Here is a 19,737-nt window from a genome sequence, read left to right on the forward strand (position 1 = left end):
TGTTGTGGGAGGGGCTTCAGCCCCGATGCTCTTCGCTCAGTTCGCCAAACCTCAATCCGCAAGCAAAGCCCGCAACGTCCGCCCATACCGCGCCGCGATCGCCTCGCGATCGCGATGACGCCCATCGGCCACGACCTGCGTCCCGCCCACGCGCACCTCGCGCACCAGATTGCGATTGCCGCTGAACAACCAGCGATCGACGTAATCCTCATCGCCGCCACCGGCGAACGCCGGCGCATCGCGATCCAGCACCAGCGTGTCGCCGGCCAGATTCGCCGCCGGATGGCCGGTCGAACGCTCCGCGCTCGCATGCACGCCCTGCAGCAAGGTCTCGCCGACGCTGCTGCTGCCCGCGCCGACCGCGATGTTTCGCCGCCGCGTGAGCAAGCGCTGCCCGTACTCCAGCCAGCGCAGTTCCTCGACCGGCGAAATCGAGATATGCGAATCCGAGCCCACGCCCCAGTAGCCGCCGGCATCCAGATAATCGCGCAGCGGAAAAAACCCGTCGCCCAGATTGGCCTCGGTGGTGGTGCAGATCGCCACCGTCGCGCCGCTGGCGGCGATGCTCCGCACTTCGGCCTCGTTCAAATGGGTGGCGTGGACCAGGGTCCAGCGCTGATCCACCTGCGCATTGGCCAGCAACCACTCCACCGGCCGCGCGTGGCGCAGGGCCAGGCAGTCTTCGACTTCGGCGACTTGCTCTGCGATATGCACGTGCACGCGGCTGTCGGCCGGCAGCGCCGCCAGCACTTCGCGCATCGGCGCCGGCGGCACCGCGCGCAGGCTGTGCAGGCAGCAGCCCACGCGCAGCAGTTCGTCGGATTCCGCGCGCAGGCCGTCGAGCAGGCGCAGATAGGCATCGACGGTATGCCCGAAGCGGCGCTGGCGTTCGCTCAGCGGCCGTTCGTCGAAACCGCCGGTCATGTAAAGCACCGGCAGCAGGGTCATGCGGATGCCGGTGTCGCGCGCGGCCGCGATCAGCGCGCGCGACATTTCCGCCGGATCGGCGTAAGGGCGGCCGTCGGGCGCGTGGTGCAGATAGTGGAACTCGCACACGCTGGTGTAGCCGGCTTCGAGCATCTCCACGTACAGCTGGGTCGCGACCGCGTGCAGCGCCTCGGGCGTGAAGCGTTCGGCGAAGCGGTACATGGTTTCGCGCCAGGTCCAGAAGCTGTCGGCGGGGTTGGTCTGGCGCTCGGCCATGCCCGCCATCGCGCGCTGGAACGCGTGCGAATGCAGGTTGGCGATGCCCGGCACGATACGTTCGCCGGCGGCGTCGCCGCGCCAGCCGTCCGGGGTCCACACGCGGGTCGGAGTCGAAGAGGTCATGCGCGCATTCTCGCCTGCGCGCGCGCGCAACGCGACCTTCGCCGCGGCGACGACGGCCGCGGGACGGCGCAGCGACTAGAATCGGCGCATGAACACCGCCTCCGACGCCCCTCATCGCCGGCCCGACGGCCGCCTCTACGACGGCCTGATCCTCGGCGCCTGCCTCGCGACCCTGGACTGCGCCGACGGCTACGGCGACATCGCCGACGCCGCGCTGGCCTGGCGCGACGGCCGCATCGCCTGGCTCGGCCCGCGCGCCGAGCTGCCCGGCGCGCCCGCCGAGGTGGCCGAAACCGTGATCCAGGCCCAGGGCTGGATCACTCCCGGCCTGATCGACTGCCACACCCATCTGGTCTTCGCCGGCGACCGCGCGCGCGAATTCGAGCTGCGCTTGAAGGGCGCGAGCTACGAAGAGATCGCCCGCGCCGGCGGCGGCATCGTCTCCAGCGTGCGCGCCACCCGCGCCGCGGACGAGGCCGAACTGCTGCGCCAGTCGCTGCCGCGCGCGCGCGCCTTGCTCGGCGACGGCGCGACCAGCCTGGAAATCAAATCCGGCTACGGCCTGGACTACGACAACGAACGCAAGATGCTGCGAGTCGCGCGCCAGGTCGGCGAGGCGCTGGGCGTGCAGGTGCGCACCACCTACTTGGGCGCGCACGCCTTGCCGCCGGAGTATCAGGGCCGCGCCGACGATTACATCGACGTGGTCTGCGAATGGATGCCGCGGTTGCACTCCGAAGGCCTGATCGACGCGGTCGATGCGTTCTGCGAAGGCATCGGCTTCAGTCCGCTGCAGACCCGGCGCGTGTTCGAAACCGCGCGCGCCTTGGGGCTGTCGGTCAAGCTGCATGCCGATCAGCTCAGCGACCTGGGCGGCGGCGCGCTGGCGGCCGCGTTCGACGGTTTGTCGGCCGATCATGTCGAACACACTTCGCTGGACAGCGTGAAAGCGATGGCCGCGCACGGCACGGTCGCGGTGTTGCTGCCGGGCGCGTTTCACGTGCTGCGCGAAACCAAGCTGCCGCCGCTGGATGCGTTCCGCGAGCACGGCGTGGCGATGGCGGTGGCGACCGATTGCAACCCGGGCACTTCGCCGCTGCTGTCGCTGCGTCAGGCCATGCAACTGTCGTGCACGCACTTCCGCCTGACCCCGGAAGAAGCCTTGCGCGGCGCGACCGTGCACGCGGCGCGCGCATTGGGCCTGAGCGATGCGGGCGTGTTGCGGGTGGGCGCGCGGGCGGACTTCGTGCAGTGGGATATCGGCCATCCGTCGGAGCTGTGTTATTGGCTCGGCGGGCGTTTGGCTCAGCGGGTGGTTAGCGCGGGGCGGGTTGTGGTCGATCAGACGGATCGCTGACGCCTTTCCCCACATCTTCGACGCCAGCCATTGCCCCCTTTGAAAAAGGGGGCGGCACCAGCGCGGTACGAAGGCTGTACATGGCGCATCCGCGCGGGGGATTTGCTTTTGCTTCGACGCACAGCAAAAGCAAATCCCCCCTGCCCCCCTTTTTCAAAGGGGGGAACAGCCGGATCGCCTCGCATCTCCGACGCCACCCCATTGCCCCCTTTGAAAAAGGGGGCGGCGTCGGTGCGGCACGAAGCCTGTACATGGCGCATCCGCGCGGGGGATTTGCTTTTGCTTCGACGCACAGCAAAAGCAAATCCCCCCTGCCCCCCTTTTTCAAAGGGGGGGAACAGCCGGATCGCCTCGCATCTCAGACGCCGCCACATTGCCCCCTTTGAAAAAGGGGGCAGCGCCGGCGCGGCACGAAGCCTGTACATGGCACATCCGCGCGGGGGATTTGCTTTTGCTTCGACGCACAGCAAAAGCAAATCCTCCCTGCCCCCCTTTTTCAAAGGGGGGAACAGCCGTGGTCCGATGGAGATGGCAGGCGCTTGCGCAATTCGGCGCTCCATCGATGCACCACCCACAAACGCTGCAACGCGGCAAGGCAGCCCGCACTTGCTGTTGTACGCTGGGCGCCCGGCGCGTTGGCTCACGCGCATTCCCATCGTTTGGAGGTCACGTGCGTATCGCAGCTCTCGCCCTAGCTCTTGCCCTGCTGCCGCTCGCCGCGCAGGCCGACCAGCCTCTCAGCGCCGGTCAGCGCTTCGCTCAGGACGCGACCATCGTCGATACCCACATCGACGCGCCCAGCCTGCTGCTGCGCCATTGGGCCGATCTGGGCGTGGACACGCCCAAGGTCGAGTTCGACTACCCGCGCGCGCGCCAGGGCGGGCTGGATGTCGCCTTCATGTCGATCTACACCTCGCCCGGCGAAGACAAGGCCGGCGAAGCGACCCAGATCGCGCATACCCAGATCGACGCGGTCGAGGCGATGATCGGCCGCCGCCCGGAGCAGTTCGCGCTGCTGCGTTCGCCGAAGGATTTCGAGCGCCTGCACGCGCACGGCCAGCGCGTGCTGCTGGCGCTGGGCATGGAGAACGGCGCGCCGATCGGCGACGATCTGTCGCGGCTCAAGCTGTTCCACGAGCGCGGCGTGCGCTACATCACCCTCGCCCACAGCGAGGACAACCGCATCAGCGATTCGTCCTACAGCCGCAAGCACACCTGGAAAGGCCTAAGCCCGTTCGGCGAGAAAGTCGTCGATGAGATGAACCGGCTCGGCATCATGGTCGATGTCTCGCATCTGTCCGACGACGCCACGCGCGCTGTGCTCGCACGCAGCAAGGCGCCGGTGATCGCCAGCCATTCGGGCCTGCGCCATTTCACTCCGGGCTTCGAGCGCAATATCAGCGACGAACTGGCCAAGGCGGTCGCGGCCAAGGGCGGCGTAGTCCAGATCGTGTTCGGCAATGCTTTCGTCGATCCGGCTTCGGCCGCTGTCACTCAGGCCTATTTCGTCGCCAGCGCCAAGTTCGAACAGGAACAGGCCGCGGCGCGCGCGCGCGGCGAAACGCCGAAGTCGTCCGAGGCCTTCGACAAGGAATGGGAAGCCGCGCATCCGCCGCTTCCGGTCAAGATCGACGCGGTGCTGAACCAGATCGACTACGGCATCAAGCTGGTCGGCGCCGATCACATCGGCATCGGCTCGGATTTCGACGGCGTCAGCGGGGCCTTGCCCGACGGACTGAAGTCGGTCGCCGATTATCCGAACCTGATCGAAGGCATGAAGGCGCGCGGGCATTCCGACGAAACCATCCGCAAGGTGCTCGGCGGCAATCTGCTGCGCGTGTGGAGCGCGGTCGAAGCCAAGGCGTCGCAGCAATGAGCGAGGAAACATCGGTGCACGCCTTCGACGTGCTGGCGCAGAACCCGGGCACCGACACCCACGGCCATCTGCGCTTCACCGGCGCCGACGGCGAGGAATGGCTGGAACCCTTCGACCTGCCCGAGCTGGCCGCCAACGTGCTGCGCGAGTTCGGCCACGCCACGCTCATGCATGAAGACGGCTGGCTGGAGCTGACCGAAAGCGGCCTGCATCTGTTGCCGCAGTTCATCGAGTTCCACCTGCGCGACGACGAACGGATCGGCACCGCCACCACCATCCAGTGCAATCACCCGCAATTGCTGCCGCAGGGTTTGTTCGAATACCAGTACGCCATCGACGAAACTTTCGACGAAGCGGTCACCTCGGGTTTCCGCAAGTGGGCGCGCACGGATCTGCTGGTGCTGCTGGACGCGGCGAGCGCGGAGCCGCAGTCGTGCACGACCATGAGCATGGAGCTGCCGGCCGAGGACGGACGCCCGGCGCGCAAGCGGCGGCTGTTGTTCGGGCCGGTCGAGCACTTCGGCCAACCGCAGCGCGATGCCGATGCCAGTGCCGGCGAAGACACCGACACGGACGAAGAAGACTTCTGCCCCTGCTGTCTGTTCACCAAATCCATCGACGCTTTCGAACCGCTGCTGCGCACCGATCAGTTCTACGGCCTGCGCCTGTTCGCCTCGCACGACAACGCCGGCGGCGAATGCCAGGCCGATTGCCGGGTCAACGGCGAAGAATGGCCGCAGGGACTGGATGCGTTGCGCACCTACGCGGCGACATGGCCGGCGGCGGCGGGACTGGAATACCGCAAGCAGTACGTGATCGTGCAGAACGCGCCGGACTGAACCGCGCGCGATCGCGGCCTGCGATCGCCACAACCACGGCCGGAAAAAACAAAGCCCGGCTTGCGCCGGGCTTTGACTGTCGCACCTTCGAAGTGTCGCGCGGGCTTAGAAGCTCGCGCGCACGCCGAGGCGGAACTGACGGTCGTCGGAGCCGACTTCGGCTTCGCCGACGATGCCCCAGGTCTGGTTGAACTTCACCAGCACGCCGAGCGTGCCGCTGAACTCGCCGTCGTAGACGTCGCCGTCGGTGTAGTTGGCCTTGATCCAGCCTTCGAAGTTGGCGGCCAGATCGCCGCGCAGGCCGACCGAGGCGCGGTAGTCGTCGCCCTTCAGGCGATCCTTGAAGTCTTCGACCTTCAGCTCCAGACGGGTGTTGATGTAGCTCACCTCGCCGGTCCACTCGACGCGATCGCTGAGCCTGTGGTGGTAGCCCAGGCCGATGTGGCCCTGCTGCACGTCGGCATCGAACTCGCCGACTTCGCCGAAGCCGTCGAGGCTCACGCCGACGTCGTCGTTGCCCTTGTGGTAACCGCCGAACAGATACAGGTTGTCCATCACCTCGAACGAACCGGCGATGTAGCCGCCGTCGGCCTTCATGTCGTCGACCGAGACGCCCTGGCCGGCGATGACCGGCAGTTCGGCCTGGTGACGCACGAAACCGGCTTCGACGTAGCTGTGGCTCAGGCCGTCGGCAGCGGCGGCCGCCGAGGACGCCGTCGCCAGCAACAGGGCCAGCGCGAGTTGCTTCTTCATAATTTCCTTGTCCCTTAGATTTGGTATTGACGTTCCCGTCCGCGGGAACGGCGCGCATCTTAATGAAAAAATTACACCTTGTCGCCAAAATCCCGACGCCCGTCATGCAAATGCACGCTTTGCATACAAGCAGTCCGTAGCGACGGGCAGCCATCGCGTGCGCCGCATCCACAAACCGTCCGCGCAAAAGAAAAGCCCCGCGATGCGGGGCTTTCTTTGCTGACCGGGCCCGTGCCGCGACCGGCTGCCGGAGCAGCGGTCGGATCGGGCGCCTGCCGGCGTGCGGCTTATTCCTTGGTGGCCTTCTTCGCCACGACCTTCTTGGCCGGCGCCTTGGCGACGGCGGTCTTGGCGGTCTTCTTGGCGGCCGGCGCCGCGGCGGTGCCGGCGGCCTTGGTCACGGCCTTGCTGCGGGCGTTGCCGTAGCTGGAGTTGTAGCGCTTGCCCTTGGCGGTCTTGCGGTCGCCTTTACCCATGGTCGTGCTCCTAATCGTTTGAACGTGTTTCGAATGAAGGTCGGCCCAGGCCGCCAGCGGGGCGGCGGGAGGGCGCGAAGCCCGGTTTCCGGCGCAGCAGGGCCGCGCGCGAGGCTGCGAAGCCTAGCACAAGCGTTACCTTTAGGCGTTCGGGGGCCGAAAGCGGCGCTCAGTGGGCGCAGCTGGCGTCGTGGATATGGCCGTGGTTGAGGCGCAGGTTGGTCAGATGCGCCAGCCCGACCAGCACGCCGCCGCAGGTCATGGTGATGGCGTGGGGCAGCAGCGCGTGGTGCAGCGGCGCGTACAGCACGCCGACCCACAGCAGGCCCAGGCCCGGAATCAGCAGGGACAGCGCGCGCATGGCGTGGTGGCGGCGATAGCCGGAAATCACGCTGAAGCTGCCCAGCAGGGTCGCGAACATCACAAAGCCCATTTCGAAGCCGTCGCCGAACCACACGGCGATGCCCAGCGAGGGCAGCACGGCGATCAGCAACGGCAGGGCAGCGCAATGCACGGCGCAGGCCAGCGAGCCGAGGGCGCCGATACGGTCGAGCAAGCCACGTAGGAATGAAGGCATGGGGGGATGACTTCTGGGACGGTTGTCAATCAGGTATTGTTACTCTATAACATTTCAACCTCCCCCGCCAGTTCAGAATCTGCCAATTCGACATGCCCAAGCCCATCGCCAACTCCCGTCGTGTCCGCCGTAGCGCGCTCGCCATCGCATTGACCCTCGCCCTGCCCTTCGGCCAGGCCGCCGCGCAGGACGCGTCCGCCGCCGCCCAGGACGCCTCTCCCGGCAACCCCAGCGACACCCGGCACGACAAGGCTACCAGCCTGGACGCGGTCGTCGTCACGGCCACGCCCCTGCAGTCCAGCGCGGAAGAACTGGCCCAGCCGGTGGAAGTGCTGTCGGGCGAAAAGCTCGACGAAGCGCGCGGCGCCACCCTGGGCGAAACCGTCGGCAAATTGCCCGGCGTGCAGAGTTCCAATTTCGGCGCCGGCGTCGGCCGGCCGATCATCCGCGGCATGGAAGGCCCGCGCGTGGGGGTGATGACCGGCGGCCTGGCCAGCCAGGACGTGTCCACCGTCAGCCAGGACCATAACGTCGCGGTCGAGCCGTTCCTGGCCGACCAGATCGAAGTCCTCAAGGGCCCGGCCACCTTGCTTTACGGCAGCGGCGCGATCGGCGGCGTGGTCAACATCGTCGATGGCCGCATCGCCGAGAAGCCGCTGGACGAAACCGTCTCCGGCCGCGCCGAAGTGCGCCGCAGCACGGTCAGCGACGGCGTCACCGGCATGGCCCGCGTCGATGCCAGCGGCGCCGACGGCGCGCTGGTGCTGCACGCCGACGGCGTGTACCGCAACAACGACGACTATCAAACCCCGCTCGGCCGCCAGCGCAACAGCTTCGTCGATACCAAGACCGGCGCGCTGGGCGCCTCGCTGGTCGGCGATGTGGGCTTCCTGGGCTTCTCCGCCGCGCGCTACGAAGACAAGTACGGCAACCCCGGCGAGCCGGGCAATGCCGAAGAAGGCGAATCGCCGGTGCATATCGACATGCGCCAGAACCGCTTCGAGCTCAAGGGTGGCATCAACCAGGAATTCGGCATCTTCAGCGGCCTGCGCGCGAGCCTGGCCAACACCGAATACGAGCACACCGAATTCGAAGGCAGCGAGGTCGGCACGCGTTTTCTCAACGACGCCACCGAAGGCCGTTTCGAGCTGACCCACAAGCCGCTGGGCGGCTGGGTCGGCGCGCTGGGCGTGCAGGGGTTCGAGCGCACTTTCCAGGCGATCGGCGAAGAAGCCTTCATTCCCAAGACCAAGACCCGCGCGGCCGGTTTGTTCCTGACCGAACAGCGCAAGTGGGATCAGCTGCAGCTCGAACTGGGCGCGCGCGTGGATCGCGTGGAAAGCTCGCCGCAGGGCGAGGCCAAGCGCAGCTTCAGCCCGCTGAGCCTGTCGGCCGGCGTGCTGTGGAAGTTCAACGACGCCTGGCGCCTGACCTTCAACGTCGATCGCGCCGAACGCGCGCCGGCGGAGGAAGAGCTGTTCGCCAACGGCTTGCACGCGGCGACCGCGTCGTTCGAGATCGGCGACGCGAATCTGCGCAAGGAACGCGCCAATCAGTTCGAAGTCGGCCTGCATTACCACGGCTCGATGTTCGAGGCGAAGCTGGCCGCCTACCAGACCCAGTTCGACGGCTTCATCTATCTGGTCGATACCGGCGCCACCGTCGAGGACAACCCGGTGCGCCAGTGGAGTCAGGCCGATGCCAAGTTCACCGGTTTCGAGGGCGAGGCGATCGCGCATCTGTTCGACGGCGCGGCCGGCAAGTTCGACGTGCGCGTGTTCGGCGACACCGTGCGCGCCAAGCTCGACAACGGCGGCGGCAACCTGCCGCGGATCGCGCCGGGCCGGATCGGCGGCGAGCTGCGCTGGGACGCCGACAGCTGGCGCGCCTCGCTCGGCGCGACGCGCTACATGAAGCAGGACAAGGTCGCGGTCAACGAAACCCCCACCGACGGCTACACCCTGGTCGATGCGCATCTGGCCTATCACTGGGACTCGGGCAACCTGGGTTACGAGTTGTTCCTGGACGGCAACAACCTCACCGACGAAACCGCGCGCGTGCATACCTCGTTCCTCAAGGACACCGTGGTGCTGCCCGGCCGCGGCGTGGACTTCGGCGTGCGGGTGTTCTTCTGACCCCATCGGGGCCGGGCGGCGCATCGCCCGGCCCCATCGTTTGCGTAATGCCCACCGATTGCACGCGGGGTTGTTTCGACTCTCTCCAAGTCGTCCCGTAGCGCCCTCCCCGCGGCCCCAGACGCCGGCCTTCGCGCCGGCGTTTGCGGTTGCGGGCGGAATAGGTGTATATACACTCAATGAGCACGATCAGTGAAACCGTCCGCGCCGAGAACGCCGCCCCGAGCGTGTGCACCTGTTTTCGCATGCGCAAACTCGCGCGGCTGATGACCCAGCGCTACGACCAGGCGCTGGCGCCGGCCGGGGTCAACCTCAACCAGTACTCGATCCTGCGCCGCACCGGCGGCCGCGGCCGCCCGCTGGGCGAAGTCGCGCACGAGTTGGGCATGGACCGCAGCACCCTGAGCCGCGACCTCAAGTCGCTGGTCGAATCGGGCTGGATCGAATCGGTACCCGGCGCCGATGCGCGGCAGCGGTGCCTGCGCATCACCGACAGCGGCCGCGCGGTCATCGAACGCGCGCAGCCGCTGTGGCGGGTGGTGCAGGACGAGATCGATCGCGGTCTGGGACAGGACGGGATCGAGGCGCTGCATGCGCATTTGGATCGGGCGATTGTGCAGTTGCAGGCGGATGCGGCGTCGGCGCGGGGTGCGCGGTGATGGTGTTGGCCGCTGCGATGGTGTCGCGGTTTGGTTGCCGTTCGACGGCATCGCCTTCTGGTTGCCGTCATTCCCGCGAACGCGGGAATCCAGGGACTTTCGAGCAAGAACGCTTGGAGTCTTACGCGCTGGCCTTGGTGGGGAAAAGCAGGCCTACGCCGTCGTCTGTGGCATGTGGACGAAAGTCGCTGGATTCCCGCGTTCGCGGGAATGACGGCAAAAACAAAGTCGCTACGACTTCAAAGTCTTTCGCACGAAAAGCCCTGGATGTTCGGCTTCGCCGAAGTAAAGCAGAGCCCGCGTTCGCGGGAATGACGGCAAAAAACAAAGTCGCTACAACTTCGAAGTCTTTCGCACGAAAAGCACTGGATTCCCGCCTTCGCGGGAATGACGGCATGGAGTGTCCGTATTCGCCGGAGTCAGGGAAGACCAACGCCGCAGATAAATAAAGGCTCTTAGATCGACCGCACCACCGAACACCCTCCCCTCCCGCCGCCCCACTTGCCGCCGAGACTTCAATGAGCGCCACCGCCCCCTCGTTACCCGGCCAAAAACCCGCCTCTTACTGGCCGTTGCTGCTCGCCGCGACCGCGATGCTGATGATCACCATGGGCATCCGCCAATCGCAGGGGCTGCTGATCAAGCCGATCGGCCACAGCACCGGGCTGGGCATCGCCGAAATCAGTTTCGCTCTGGCGATCGGCCAGTTCGTGTGGGGCGCGGTGCAACCGGTGTTCGGCGCGCTCGCCGATCAGCGCGGGCCGGGACGCGTGCTGGTGTTCGGCGGCATTTTGCTGATGGCCGGCATGGGCCTGACGCCGTTCGTGTCGTCGCAATGGGGCTTGATGGTCACCCTCGGCATTCTCGGCGCCGCCGGCGCGGGCGCGGGCAGTTTTTCGATCCTGATCGGCGCGACCGCGCAACGTTTGCCGGCCGAAAAGCGTTCGATGGCGGCGGGAGTAATCAATGCCGGCGGCTCGCTGGGTCAGTTCCTGTTCGCGCCGCTGGTGCAGGCGGTGATCGCCGCGGCGGGCTGGATGGCGGCGATGTGGACGCTGGCGGTGGCGGCGCTGGCGACATTGCCACTGGCATGGCCGCTGCGCCGGCGCGAATCGGCGACGCCCTCCGGCGGCGCGGTCGCGTCCGCGCCGCCCGGCATCGGTCTGCGCGAGCAGTTGCGCATCGCCATGCGCGAACCCAGCTACTGGATGCTGCACGTCGGCTTTTTCACCTGCGGCTTCCATATCGCCTTCCTGGTCACTCACCTGCCCGGCGAAATCGCTTTGTGCGGGCTGTCGGACAACGTCTCGGCGATGTCGCTCGCGCTGATCGGCCTGTTCAATATCGGCGGCAGTCTGGCCGCGGGTTGGCTCGGGCAGCGCTATCGGATGAAGCATCTGCTCGCGCTGATGTATGCCAGCCGCGCGTTGCTGATCGGCATTTATCTGATCTCGCCGCCGACGCCGCTGACGTTCTACTTGTTCGCCGCCGGACTGGGCGTAACCTGGCTGGCGACGGTGCCGCCGACCGCGGGGCTGGTCGGCAAATTGTTCGGGCCGCGCTACCTGGGCACGCTGTTCGGCTTCACCTTGCTCTCGCACCAGATCGGCGGTTTCTTCGGCGCCTGGCTCGGCGGCCTGGCGATGGCCAACTTCGGCGATTACACCTGGATGTGGTACGCCGACATCGCACTGGCGTTGCTGGCCGCGGCGGCGAACCTGCCGATCCGCGAAGCGCGCGTGCCGCGCGCGGCGTTGGCGCCGGCCTGACCGGCTGCAAACAAAAACCCCGCGAAAACGCGGGGTTTTTTGCAGGAGGGGCTTCAGCCCCGATGCTTTTGTTTCAGATCACCATCGTCGGAACGAAAAGCATCGGGGCTGAAGCCCCTCCTACAACAGCTCAGGAAATTCCGCGAGCGGCTAAGCGTTCGCCTTGGCCTGAACGCAATCGGCGCACATGCCGTGCACTTCCAGTGTCTGCGCCTGCGGCACGAAGCCGAGCGCACGCGCGCGCGCTTCGAGCAGATCGACGATGCGCTCGTCCTCCAGCTCGGTCGCCGACTGGCACGAGTCGCAGATCAGGAACGGCACCGCATGCTGCGCGCCGCCGGGATGATGGCAACCGACAAAGGCGTTGATCGACGCCAGCTTGTGGATGAAGCCGTGTTCGAGCAGGAAATCCAGGGCCCGGTAGATGGTCGGCGGCGCCGCGGCGTCGTGGGTGGCCTTCATCTGATCGAGCAGATCGTAGGCCTTCATCGGCCGGCCAGCGTCGGCGATCAGGCGCAACGCGTGCGCGCGGATCGGCGTCAGGCGCAGGCCGCGCTGCTCGCAGGCCCGCTCCACTTCCTGCACGAAGGCGGTGCCGTCGTGGACGTGGTGCTGGGGGTCGGTGCAGGCGTGGCTGGTGCTCATGGCGGGCTCCTCGTTCGCGGCGCGGGTCCGGGCGCCGGCGCAGGGCCGGCGCGCAAACCCCTACGCAGGGATCTTAGTAAGGGCGGCGTCGATACGTTGCAAGGCCTGGGACTGCCCGGCCAGGTAGACCGTATGCGAGATGTCCGGGCTGACCTGGGTGCCGGTGATGGCCACGCGCAGCGGCTGGGCGACCTTGCCCATGCCCAGTCCCAGCGCTTCGGCGGCCTCGTGCAGGGCCGCCGAGACGCTGTCGGCGCTCCACACCGCCAGCGCGGCCAGACGCGCGCGCGCCTCGCTCAGCGGCGCCTGCGCGGCGGCGTTCAGGTGCTTGGCGACCGCGGCTTCGTCGTAAGTCTGCAGCGGGCGATACCAGACCGCCGCGCGCTCGGCCATGTCCTTCAGGGTCTGCACGCGGTCGCGCAGCGCGATCACCACGTCGGCCGGCGCCGGGCCGTTGGCCAGATCCAGGCCCTGCTGGCGCAGATGCCATTCCAGGTGCTTGCCGACCTCGGCCGGATCGTCGCTCTTGAGGTACTGCTGGTTCATCCAGCCCAGCTTGGCCGCGTCCAGACGCGAGGCGCTGGAGTTGACGTCCACCAGCTGGAACAGGCGGGTCATTTCCTCGATCGAGAAAATTTCCTGATCGCCGTGCGACCAGCCCAGACGGACCAGATAGTTCAGCAGCGCGTGCGGCAGATAGCCTTCGTCGCGGTACTGCATGACATCGGCCGCGCCGGTGCGCTTGGACAGCTTGGCGCCCTCGGAGTCGAGAATCATCGGCAGATGGGCGAAATGCGGCACCGGCGCGCCGAGCGCTTCATAGATGTTGATCTGGCGCGGAGTGTTGTTGACGTGGTCGTCGCCGCGCACGACATCGGTGATGCGCATGTCCAGGTCATCGACGACGACGGCGAAGTTGTAGGTCGGATAGCCGTCGGCGCGGAAGATCACCAGATCGTCGAGCTCGCTGTTGGCGATCTCGATGCGGCCCTTGACCTTGTCCTCGAACACCACGGTGCCGCCCAGCGGATTCTTGAAGCGGATGACCCGGTTCGGATCGTCGCGGTAGGGCTCGTTGCGATCGCGGTAGGCGCCGTTGTAGCGCGGCTTCTCTTTCGCCGCCAGGGCGGCGTCGCGCGCTGCGGCCAACTCTTCGCGGGTTTCGTAGGCGTAGTAGGCGGTGCCGGCCGCGACCATCTGCTCGGCGACCTCGCGGTAACGCTCCAGGCGCTGGGTCTGGTAGATCGGGCCTTCGTCGTAGCTCAGGCCGAGCCAGTCCATCGCCTCCAGGATCGCGTCGATCGCCGCCTGGGTGCTGCGCTCGCGGTCGGTGTCCTCGATGCGCAGGATGAACTGCCCGCCCGCGCGGCGCGCTTCCAGCCAGCAGTACAGCGCGGTGCGCGCGCCGCCGATGTGCAGGTATCCGGTGGGGCTGGGGGCGAAGCGGGTGCGGGTCATGCGGGGCTCGGGTGGATCGGGGAATCGGGCATTTTAGCGGAGTGGCCGTGGGGATGGCGGGAGGATGGCGGAAAACAGCCTTTCGCCGCTTGAAACCGGCCCAGGCGGCAGTGTCCTAAACTATCCCCATGACGACCCTCTTCATCTCCGATCTCCACCTCGACGCCGAGCGCCCGCAGATCACCGAGCTGTTCGGCCGTTTCGTGCGCGATGAAGCGCGCGGAGCCGATGCGCTGTACATCCTGGGCGATCTGTTCGAGGCCTGGGTCGGCGACGACGATCCGTCCGAGACCGGCGCCTTCGTCGCGCGCGAGCTCAAGGCGCTGGCCGACAGCGGCGTGCCGGTGCATTTCATCCGCGGCAATCGCGATTTCCTGCTCGGCGCCGACTACGCCGCGCGCGCCGGCATGCGCGTGCTGGCCGATCCGTCGGTGATTTCGCTGTACGGCCAGCCGGTGCTGATCGGCCACGGCGATCTGCTGTGCACGGACGATGTCGCCTACCAGCAGTTCCGCGCCCAGACCCGGCATCCGCTGTGGCAGGCGCAATTCCTCGCTCAGCCGCTGGCGGCGCGGCTGGCCTTCGCGCAGCAGGCGCGCGCGGCGAGCAAGGCGCATCAGGCCGGGCTCAAGGATGAGGGGCGCATGGAAACCATCACCGATGTCGCACCCGCCACGGTCGCGGAGACCTTCGCCCGCTACGGCATCGACACGATCATCCACGGCCACACCCATCGCCCGGCGGTGCACTCGCTGGAGGTCGGCGGACGCGCGCGCAAGCGCATCGTGCTCGGCGACTGGTACGAACAAGGCTCGGTGTTGCGGGTCGATCGCGACGGGATGCAGTTGCAGAACCTGAGTTGAGACCGGCGGCCGCGCGAGCGGTCGCTGCCCGCGCTCAGCCTTCCGGCGCCCGCGCTATTCCGGCCGCCGCACCGATCGCGCCACCGCTTCGGCCCAATCGCGCGGCGCGCCGATCTCGTTGCTGATGGTCAGCAACAACAGATGTCCATCGACGGCGAAGGCCGCGTACAGATGCCGCGCCGAATCGGCCGGATCGTCTTCCCAGCGCGCGCTGGCGATGATCGCGTCCTGGGTCCAGCTAAGATCGGCCGGTTCGCCGCGGCCGGCGGTTTCCAGCAGTTCGGCGGCCGGCGGCCGGCTCGCGTCGGCCGAGGTGATGCTCAGCGAACTGACATAGACCGCGCGCCGGTCGCCGACGTATTGCAGATTGTTGCCGCCGTTGAGCACGTGCTCGATGAAATGCCCCGGCACTTCCACGCTCCACGGCCCGCCGTAGAGGGAATGGCGGGTCGGCAGGCGCTTGTAGCCCGGGCCTTCGCGATGCGGCAGTTCGATCTCGGCGCCGCGATCGAGCAGCCAATGCAGTTCGTCGCGCAGCGAGGCGTCGAGCGCGTGCGCCGGGTCCAGCGCGGCCGCGCGGCGATCGTAGTCGAGCACGCGGCGCAAGGTGTCGCGCTCGTTCTGATCGCGCGGGCCGACCCAGGCCACGTCGCACCACACGCCCACCCGCGCCAGTCCGCTCCAGAAATCGGCGCCGAAACCTGGCGTCCACCAGGGAAAGAAGTCCGGCGCCACAGCATCCGCGGCATCGCGGTTCTCGGCGATCTGGCGCAATCGCGATTCGCTCCAGATTCCCATCGGCGAGCCGACGAAGCCCGGCAGACGCGGCAACGGCCCGATCGGCATGCACAGGAACAGATTCTCGGCGTCGCGATGTTCGAACAACACGCCGGCGACCGTGTGCAGCCAGCCCGCCATCTGCGCCTGCAGATGCTTCGCATCGCGGGTGAGCGCGTAACCGCATTCGTCGCCTTCGTCCGCGGCGGCGGCTTCGTCCCAGTTCCAGCGCACGCCCCATTGCGCGGCGATCTTATCCAGCAGTTCAACCAGGAACGCGTGATAGCCCGGCCCGACCGTGTTGGTCTTGGCCCAGGCGGTCATCCGCCCGTCGGCGTGCAGATCGATCGACAGCCCTTCTTCGGCCGGATGCCACGACGCGGTCACCCCGCCCTCGCGTTCCCACACGCTCAGGCGCTCGCGCAGCACGCCTTCGGGCAAGGCGTCCAGGTAGGTGCGGCGCAGCTCTCGCTCCAGCGCGGGCAGACTCGGCTTGGCCCACATGCGCCGCTTCCACGGCGTGCTGCTGACTTGGAAGCCAAGACCCATGGTCGCCCCGTTATCTGTGATTTCCCCGCCCCAATGCTAGCGATTTGCGCCTTGCCGAACGAGGGGGTTCGAAGGCACAAAAGCCGCATATGCGAACGCCCGGGTACCGGCCCGGGCGTTCGCGTGTTCGCTCATGCGCGCGTACCGGCGCTGTGCGCGCCGATCCGCGGTTTGGCTCAGAAGCGTACTTCCGCGGTCAGGAAGGCCTGACGCGGCGCGCCCGACTGCACGGTGTAGTTCAGGCCGCGCGGATCGGAGGCGACGAAACCGTTCGTGCCGATGCTGCCGAAGTATTCCTTGTCGAACAGGTTCGTGATGTTCAACTGCAGCTTGAACGAATCGGCCCAGGACACGTCCTTCCACTCGTAGGAAGCCGACGCGTCCACCACCCAGAAACCGGACACCTTGGAATCGTTGAGGTAGGTCAGATAGCGCTTGTCGGTGTACTTGGCGCCCAGTTGCAGCGACAGACCGTCCTGATCCCAGCGGATCTCGGTCGCGTACAGACGCTTGGGCGCATCGACGACCTGCTTGCCCTTGGTGCGGACCAGGGTAGTGCCGTCCAGGTAATCGGACTGGTACTGCGAATCGTTGAAGGCCAGCGAGTTGTACCAGCTCAGCCCGGCGATCGGCTTCCACAGCACGGTGACTTCCGCGCCGCGGCTTTCCACGTCGCCGACGTTGGCGAAGCTGGACGCGCAGCCCACGATGCCGGCGCAGCGCGCGATGGCAAGCAGACGGTTCTCGAAGTTGACGCGATACACCGCGACCGAGGCCTCGACGCTGTCGCGGCTGGTGCGCAGACCGGCTTCCAGGGTCTTGGAGGTTTCCGGTTCCAGCGTCTTCACCGCCGCGTCGAACGCCGCCTGCGAGGTCGAATGCGGGCCGTTGACGCCGGTGCGGAACGCCGACAGGTTTTCGCTGTAGGAGCCGAAGATTTCCTCATGCTCGCTGAGCTGCCAGCGCGCGCCCAGTTGCGGCAGGAAGTTGTCTTCCGACACCAACTTGCCGCTGGCGCGGCTGGCGCCGCCGATCAAGGTCTTGCCGTCGGTCTCGACCTTCAGGCCCTTGAAGCCGGCGTCGATGGCCAGGCGGCCGTCGGCGAACTCCATGTGGTCGAGCACGTAGTACATGCGCGTGTCGGTGTCGAAGCGCTGGCGGAACACGCGCTGGCTGGGGTTGCGATAGAAGAAGATGTCGTTCGGCGGCTCGGTCGCGCTGAGATCGTAGAAGTTGCGCTGCACGCCGTGATCGTTCTTCTCCAGCCACAGGCCGGCCTGCAGGCGGTGATTGCCGATCTGCCAGCTCAGGCTGGGCATGAAGCCGGTGCGCTCGATGTCGTACTCGGTGGTGCGCATGCGGATCGGCACCGTCGGCGACTTCGAATACGGCGTGGCCCAATGGCCCTGGCCTTCGTTGTTGTGGTAGTAGACCGTCGCCGCCAGGGTCAGGTCCGGATTGACGTTCCATTCGCCGCTCAGGTACGCCAGATCGTCGTCGCGCACGCCGCGGGCGATGTAGTACGCATCGTCCAGGCTGGTCACCCCGCCGCGGAAGATGCCGTTGGCGGCATCGATGGCGCGCTGCCAGTCCTTGGCGTAGTTGTCCCAGTCCATCCCCAGGCGCTTGGCCGATTCCAGCGACAGATCGGCGTAGTCGGTTTCGCGGCGACGCGAGGAGTCGGCGTAGCCGGTGATCTTGAAATCGTCGCCGGCGTAGATGAACTTGCCGTTGAACTGGGTGTTGCGCTGCGGGCCTTCGCCCTTCCACTTGTCGGTGGTGTGGAACACGCCGCTGAGATAAGCGCTGAAGCCGTTGTGATCGCCGGTGTCCATGCGCACGTAGCTGCGGCTGGTGGAATCGCTGCCGATGGTCTGGGCCAGGCGCACGCCGAAATCGGCCGACGGATCGGCGCTGAAGAAGCGCAGCGTGCCGCCGAGGTTGCCCGAGGACGCGGTGTCGATGGCGCCGCTGCCTTGCGAGAGTTCGGCGCCGGAGAGGTTTTCGGCGGTGATCGCGCGGCTGATGTGCAGGCCGTTGTGGTTGCCGTAGCTCATGTCGCCCAGCGGCACGCCGTCGAGGGTGAAGCCGAGCTGCTGCTGCGAGAAGCCGCGGATGCTGAGCTTGCTGGACCACTCGTAGTTGCCCCAGGGATCGGAGCTTTGGAAGTGCACGCCGGGCAGCTTGGCCATGACTTTCAGCGGGCTGGTGCCGGCGGCTTGGCGCTGCAGATCGGCTTTGCCCAGCGCCTGCACCTGGCGGGTCTGGCCGGTGCCGACGACCGAGACCACGTCGAGCGTGGTGGCGTCGCGCGCGGCGTCGGCGGTGCCGGTGACGGCGCCCGCATCGGCGGCGCTGGCGTCGGGAGTGTTGGGCGCGAGTTCTGCGGCGAGGCCGTTTCCGGCATGCAGGCACAGCAAAATCGAGGCGGCGAGGAGCGTCGTCTTCGTCGTCATGGGACTTCCATTGGTGAGTGGCCGCCGCGTGCGATGCAGAATCCGCTGCGCTTAATCACTCTTGGGCGGCTTGAGAGCGAAGCCCGGGAGTCTGTGGGTGGCGTGTGAAAGGGGTATTTCAGATCGGCGTCAGTTGATGGACTGGCGCTTGGGGTGTGCGGGGAGCTGGAAAAGCAAATCCCCCCTGCCCCCCTTTTTCAAAGGGGGGAACAGCACGGGTTTTGGGGAGGGGGATCGCTGGCGTGTGCGATCTGGTGCTGGCGGGATTCGATCTGAAAGAACGCCGCGTCATGTTGCCCACTTTGAAAAAGGGGGCTGCGCGTTGCGCAACTCCAAAACACCCGGAAAACAACCGCGCGGGGGATTCGCTCTACCGCTCCATCGCCCCGCCGTCAGCGCGCCACGAACGCCTCAAGCATCCGCAGTTCCTCATCGTCGAACCCCGCCGCGCTGCGCGCTTCGAAGTTGAACGGCCCGTACAACACCGCGCGCGCGTATTCGGCCAGCAGTTCGCGGAAACGCGGCACCGGGTCGATGCCGGCGCGTTCGCAATACCAGCGATACCAGCGCGAACCGGCGGCGACGTGGGCGACTTCTTCGCGCAGGATCGTTTCCAGGATCGCCACCGTGGCGGTGTCGCCGAGCGAGCGCAGCTTCACGATCATCCCCGGCGTCACGTCCAGCCCGCGCGCTTCCAGCACGCGCGGCACCAGCGCCATGCGCGCCAGGCCGTCGTGCGCGGTCTTCTCGGCCATTTCCCACAAACCGTTGTGGGCGTCGAAATCACCGTAGTCGAAACCCAGCTCGCACAGGCGCTCGCGCAACAGGCTGAAGTGACGCGCTTCGTCGTTGGCGACGCTGACCCAATCGGCATAGAACTGCGCCGGCAAGCCGCGGAAGCGATAGACCGCGTCCCAGCCCAGGTCGATGGCGTTGAATTCGATGTGCGCGATCGCATGCACGAACGCGGCGCGGCCCTCGGCGGTGCCGAAGCCGCGCTTGGGCAACTCGCGCGGATGCACCAGCGCCGGCCGCGCGGGACGGCCGGGCATGCGGATGGGTTCGGGCGCCGGCGCGTCGTCGGGAATGCACAGTTCGCCGCGCGCGTAGGCCTGCGCGCAGGCGAAGGTCAGTTCGACCTTGGCCTGCGGCGTGTCGGCGTCGAGGCAGGCGCGCGCGGCGTCGAACAGCGAATTCGAACTCGACATGGCCGCGCGCC

16 protein-coding genes and 1 pseudogene are annotated in these 19,737 nt (G+C 67.1%); 8 read left to right on the plus strand and 9 right to left on the minus strand.

The window, feature by feature from the left end; all coding sequences use genetic code 11:
• Positions 1-51 precede the first annotated feature (51 nt).
• The gene (locus AB4Y92_RS17695; protein WP_441820849.1) at positions 52-1,329 is read right to left on the minus strand and encodes a formimidoylglutamate deiminase; all 1,278 of its coding nucleotides are present in this window, start codon (positions 1,327-1,329) and stop codon (positions 52-54) included.
• An 88-nt stretch (positions 1,330-1,417) separates the two neighbouring features.
• Here AB4Y92_RS17695 and hutI point away from each other — a divergent pair, with 88 nt between their 5' ends.
• The 3 genes from hutI (at position 1,418) to AB4Y92_RS17710 (ending at position 5,401) form a co-directional block, all read left to right on the plus strand.
• Entirely contained in the window at positions 1,418-2,686 is a 1,269-nt protein-coding gene (gene hutI / locus AB4Y92_RS17700; protein WP_441820850.1) for an imidazolonepropionase, read from the plus strand.
• Positions 2,687-3,356: 670 nt separating this feature from the next.
• Positions 3,357-4,562, plus strand: coding sequence for a dipeptidase (locus AB4Y92_RS17705; protein ID WP_441820851.1), 1,206 nt, complete (start codon positions 3,357-3,359; stop codon positions 4,560-4,562).
• Positions 4,559-5,401 (plus strand): DUF6348 family protein, encoded by an 843-nt coding sequence (locus tag AB4Y92_RS17710; RefSeq protein ID WP_441820852.1) that lies wholly within the window; start codon positions 4,559-4,561, stop codon positions 5,399-5,401. Before AB4Y92_RS17705 ends, AB4Y92_RS17710 begins: the two co-directional genes overlap by 4 nt.
• Positions 5,402-5,506: 105 nt before the next feature.
• Here the strand turns inward: AB4Y92_RS17710 and AB4Y92_RS17715 are convergent, their stop codons facing one another.
• The 3 genes from AB4Y92_RS17715 to AB4Y92_RS17725 form a co-directional block, all read right to left on the minus strand.
• Positions 5,507-6,154 (minus strand): outer membrane beta-barrel protein, encoded by a 648-nt coding sequence (locus AB4Y92_RS17715; protein WP_441820853.1) that lies wholly within the window; start codon positions 6,152-6,154, stop codon positions 5,507-5,509.
• 287 nt (positions 6,155-6,441) lie between these two features.
• The gene (locus AB4Y92_RS17720; protein WP_441820882.1) at positions 6,442-6,645 is read right to left on the minus strand and encodes a 30S ribosomal protein THX; all 204 of its coding nucleotides are present in this window, start codon (positions 6,643-6,645) and stop codon (positions 6,442-6,444) included.
• A gap of 154 nt (positions 6,646-6,799) precedes the next feature.
• Entirely contained in the window at positions 6,800-7,207 is a 408-nt protein-coding gene (locus tag AB4Y92_RS17725; protein WP_441820854.1) for a MerC domain-containing protein, read from the minus strand.
• A gap of 92 nt (positions 7,208-7,299) precedes the next feature.
• Here AB4Y92_RS17725 and AB4Y92_RS17730 point away from each other — a divergent pair, with 92 nt between their 5' ends.
• From AB4Y92_RS17730 to AB4Y92_RS17745, 4 genes and pseudogenes are all read left to right on the plus strand, one after another.
• Positions 7,300-9,342 carry a TonB-dependent receptor gene (locus tag AB4Y92_RS17730; protein ID WP_441820855.1) on the plus strand — a complete coding sequence of 681 codons (2,043 nt, stop codon included), beginning with the start codon at positions 7,300-7,302 and terminating at the stop codon, positions 9,340-9,342.
• 179 nt (positions 9,343-9,521) lie between these two features.
• Positions 9,522-10,001, plus strand: coding sequence for a MarR family winged helix-turn-helix transcriptional regulator (locus AB4Y92_RS17735; protein WP_441820856.1), 480 nt, complete (start codon positions 9,522-9,524; stop codon positions 9,999-10,001).
• Between the two features lie 518 nt (positions 10,002-10,519).
• Complete coding sequence (locus tag AB4Y92_RS17740; protein ID WP_441820857.1) at positions 10,520-11,770, plus strand: MFS transporter; 1,251 nt, start codon at positions 10,520-10,522, stop codon at positions 11,768-11,770.
• Positions 11,674-11,892 (plus strand): annotated as a pseudogene (locus AB4Y92_RS17745) (DUF6053 domain-containing protein); the annotation flags it as partial. The gene AB4Y92_RS17740 and the pseudogene AB4Y92_RS17745, both read left to right, overlap by 97 nt.
• Positions 11,893-11,920: 28 nt before the next feature.
• Here AB4Y92_RS17745 and AB4Y92_RS17750 read toward each other — a convergent pair.
• Together AB4Y92_RS17750 and gltX are read right to left on the minus strand one after the other, a co-directional pair.
• Complete coding sequence (locus AB4Y92_RS17750) at positions 11,921-12,415, minus strand: transcriptional repressor (protein WP_057942075.1); 495 nt, start codon at positions 12,413-12,415, stop codon at positions 11,921-11,923.
• A gap of 60 nt (positions 12,416-12,475) precedes the next feature.
• Positions 12,476-13,873, minus strand: a complete 1,398-nt coding sequence (gene gltX / locus AB4Y92_RS17755) for a glutamate--tRNA ligase (protein ID WP_441820858.1) — start codon at positions 13,871-13,873, stop codon at positions 12,476-12,478.
• A gap of 128 nt (positions 13,874-14,001) precedes the next feature.
• Here gltX and lpxH point away from each other — a divergent pair, with 128 nt between their 5' ends.
• Entirely contained in the window at positions 14,002-14,736 is a 735-nt protein-coding gene (gene lpxH, locus AB4Y92_RS17760; RefSeq protein ID WP_441820859.1) for a UDP-2,3-diacylglucosamine diphosphatase, read from the plus strand.
• A 54-nt stretch (positions 14,737-14,790) separates the two neighbouring features.
• Here lpxH and AB4Y92_RS17765 read toward each other — a convergent pair whose 3' ends face one another.
• The 3 genes from AB4Y92_RS17765 to AB4Y92_RS17775 form a co-directional block, all read right to left on the minus strand.
• On the minus strand, positions 14,791-16,062 hold the full coding sequence (locus AB4Y92_RS17765; protein WP_441820860.1) for a hypothetical protein: 1,272 nt from the start codon (positions 16,060-16,062) through the stop codon (positions 14,791-14,793).
• A 176-nt stretch (positions 16,063-16,238) separates the two neighbouring features.
• Positions 16,239-18,518 carry a TonB-dependent receptor gene (locus AB4Y92_RS17770; RefSeq protein WP_441820861.1) on the minus strand — a complete coding sequence of 760 codons (2,280 nt, stop codon included), beginning with the start codon at positions 18,516-18,518 and terminating at the stop codon, positions 16,239-16,241.
• Positions 18,519-18,910: 392 nt separating this feature from the next.
• Positions 18,911-19,726, minus strand: a complete 816-nt coding sequence (locus tag AB4Y92_RS17775; RefSeq protein ID WP_441820862.1) for a ferritin-like domain-containing protein — start codon at positions 19,724-19,726, stop codon at positions 18,911-18,913.
• Positions 19,727-19,737 lie beyond the last annotated feature (11 nt).

This window comes from Lysobacter sp. TAB13 (assembly GCF_052113885.1).
Classification (GTDB): Bacteria; Pseudomonadota; Gammaproteobacteria; order Xanthomonadales; family Xanthomonadaceae; genus Lysobacter; species Lysobacter gummosus.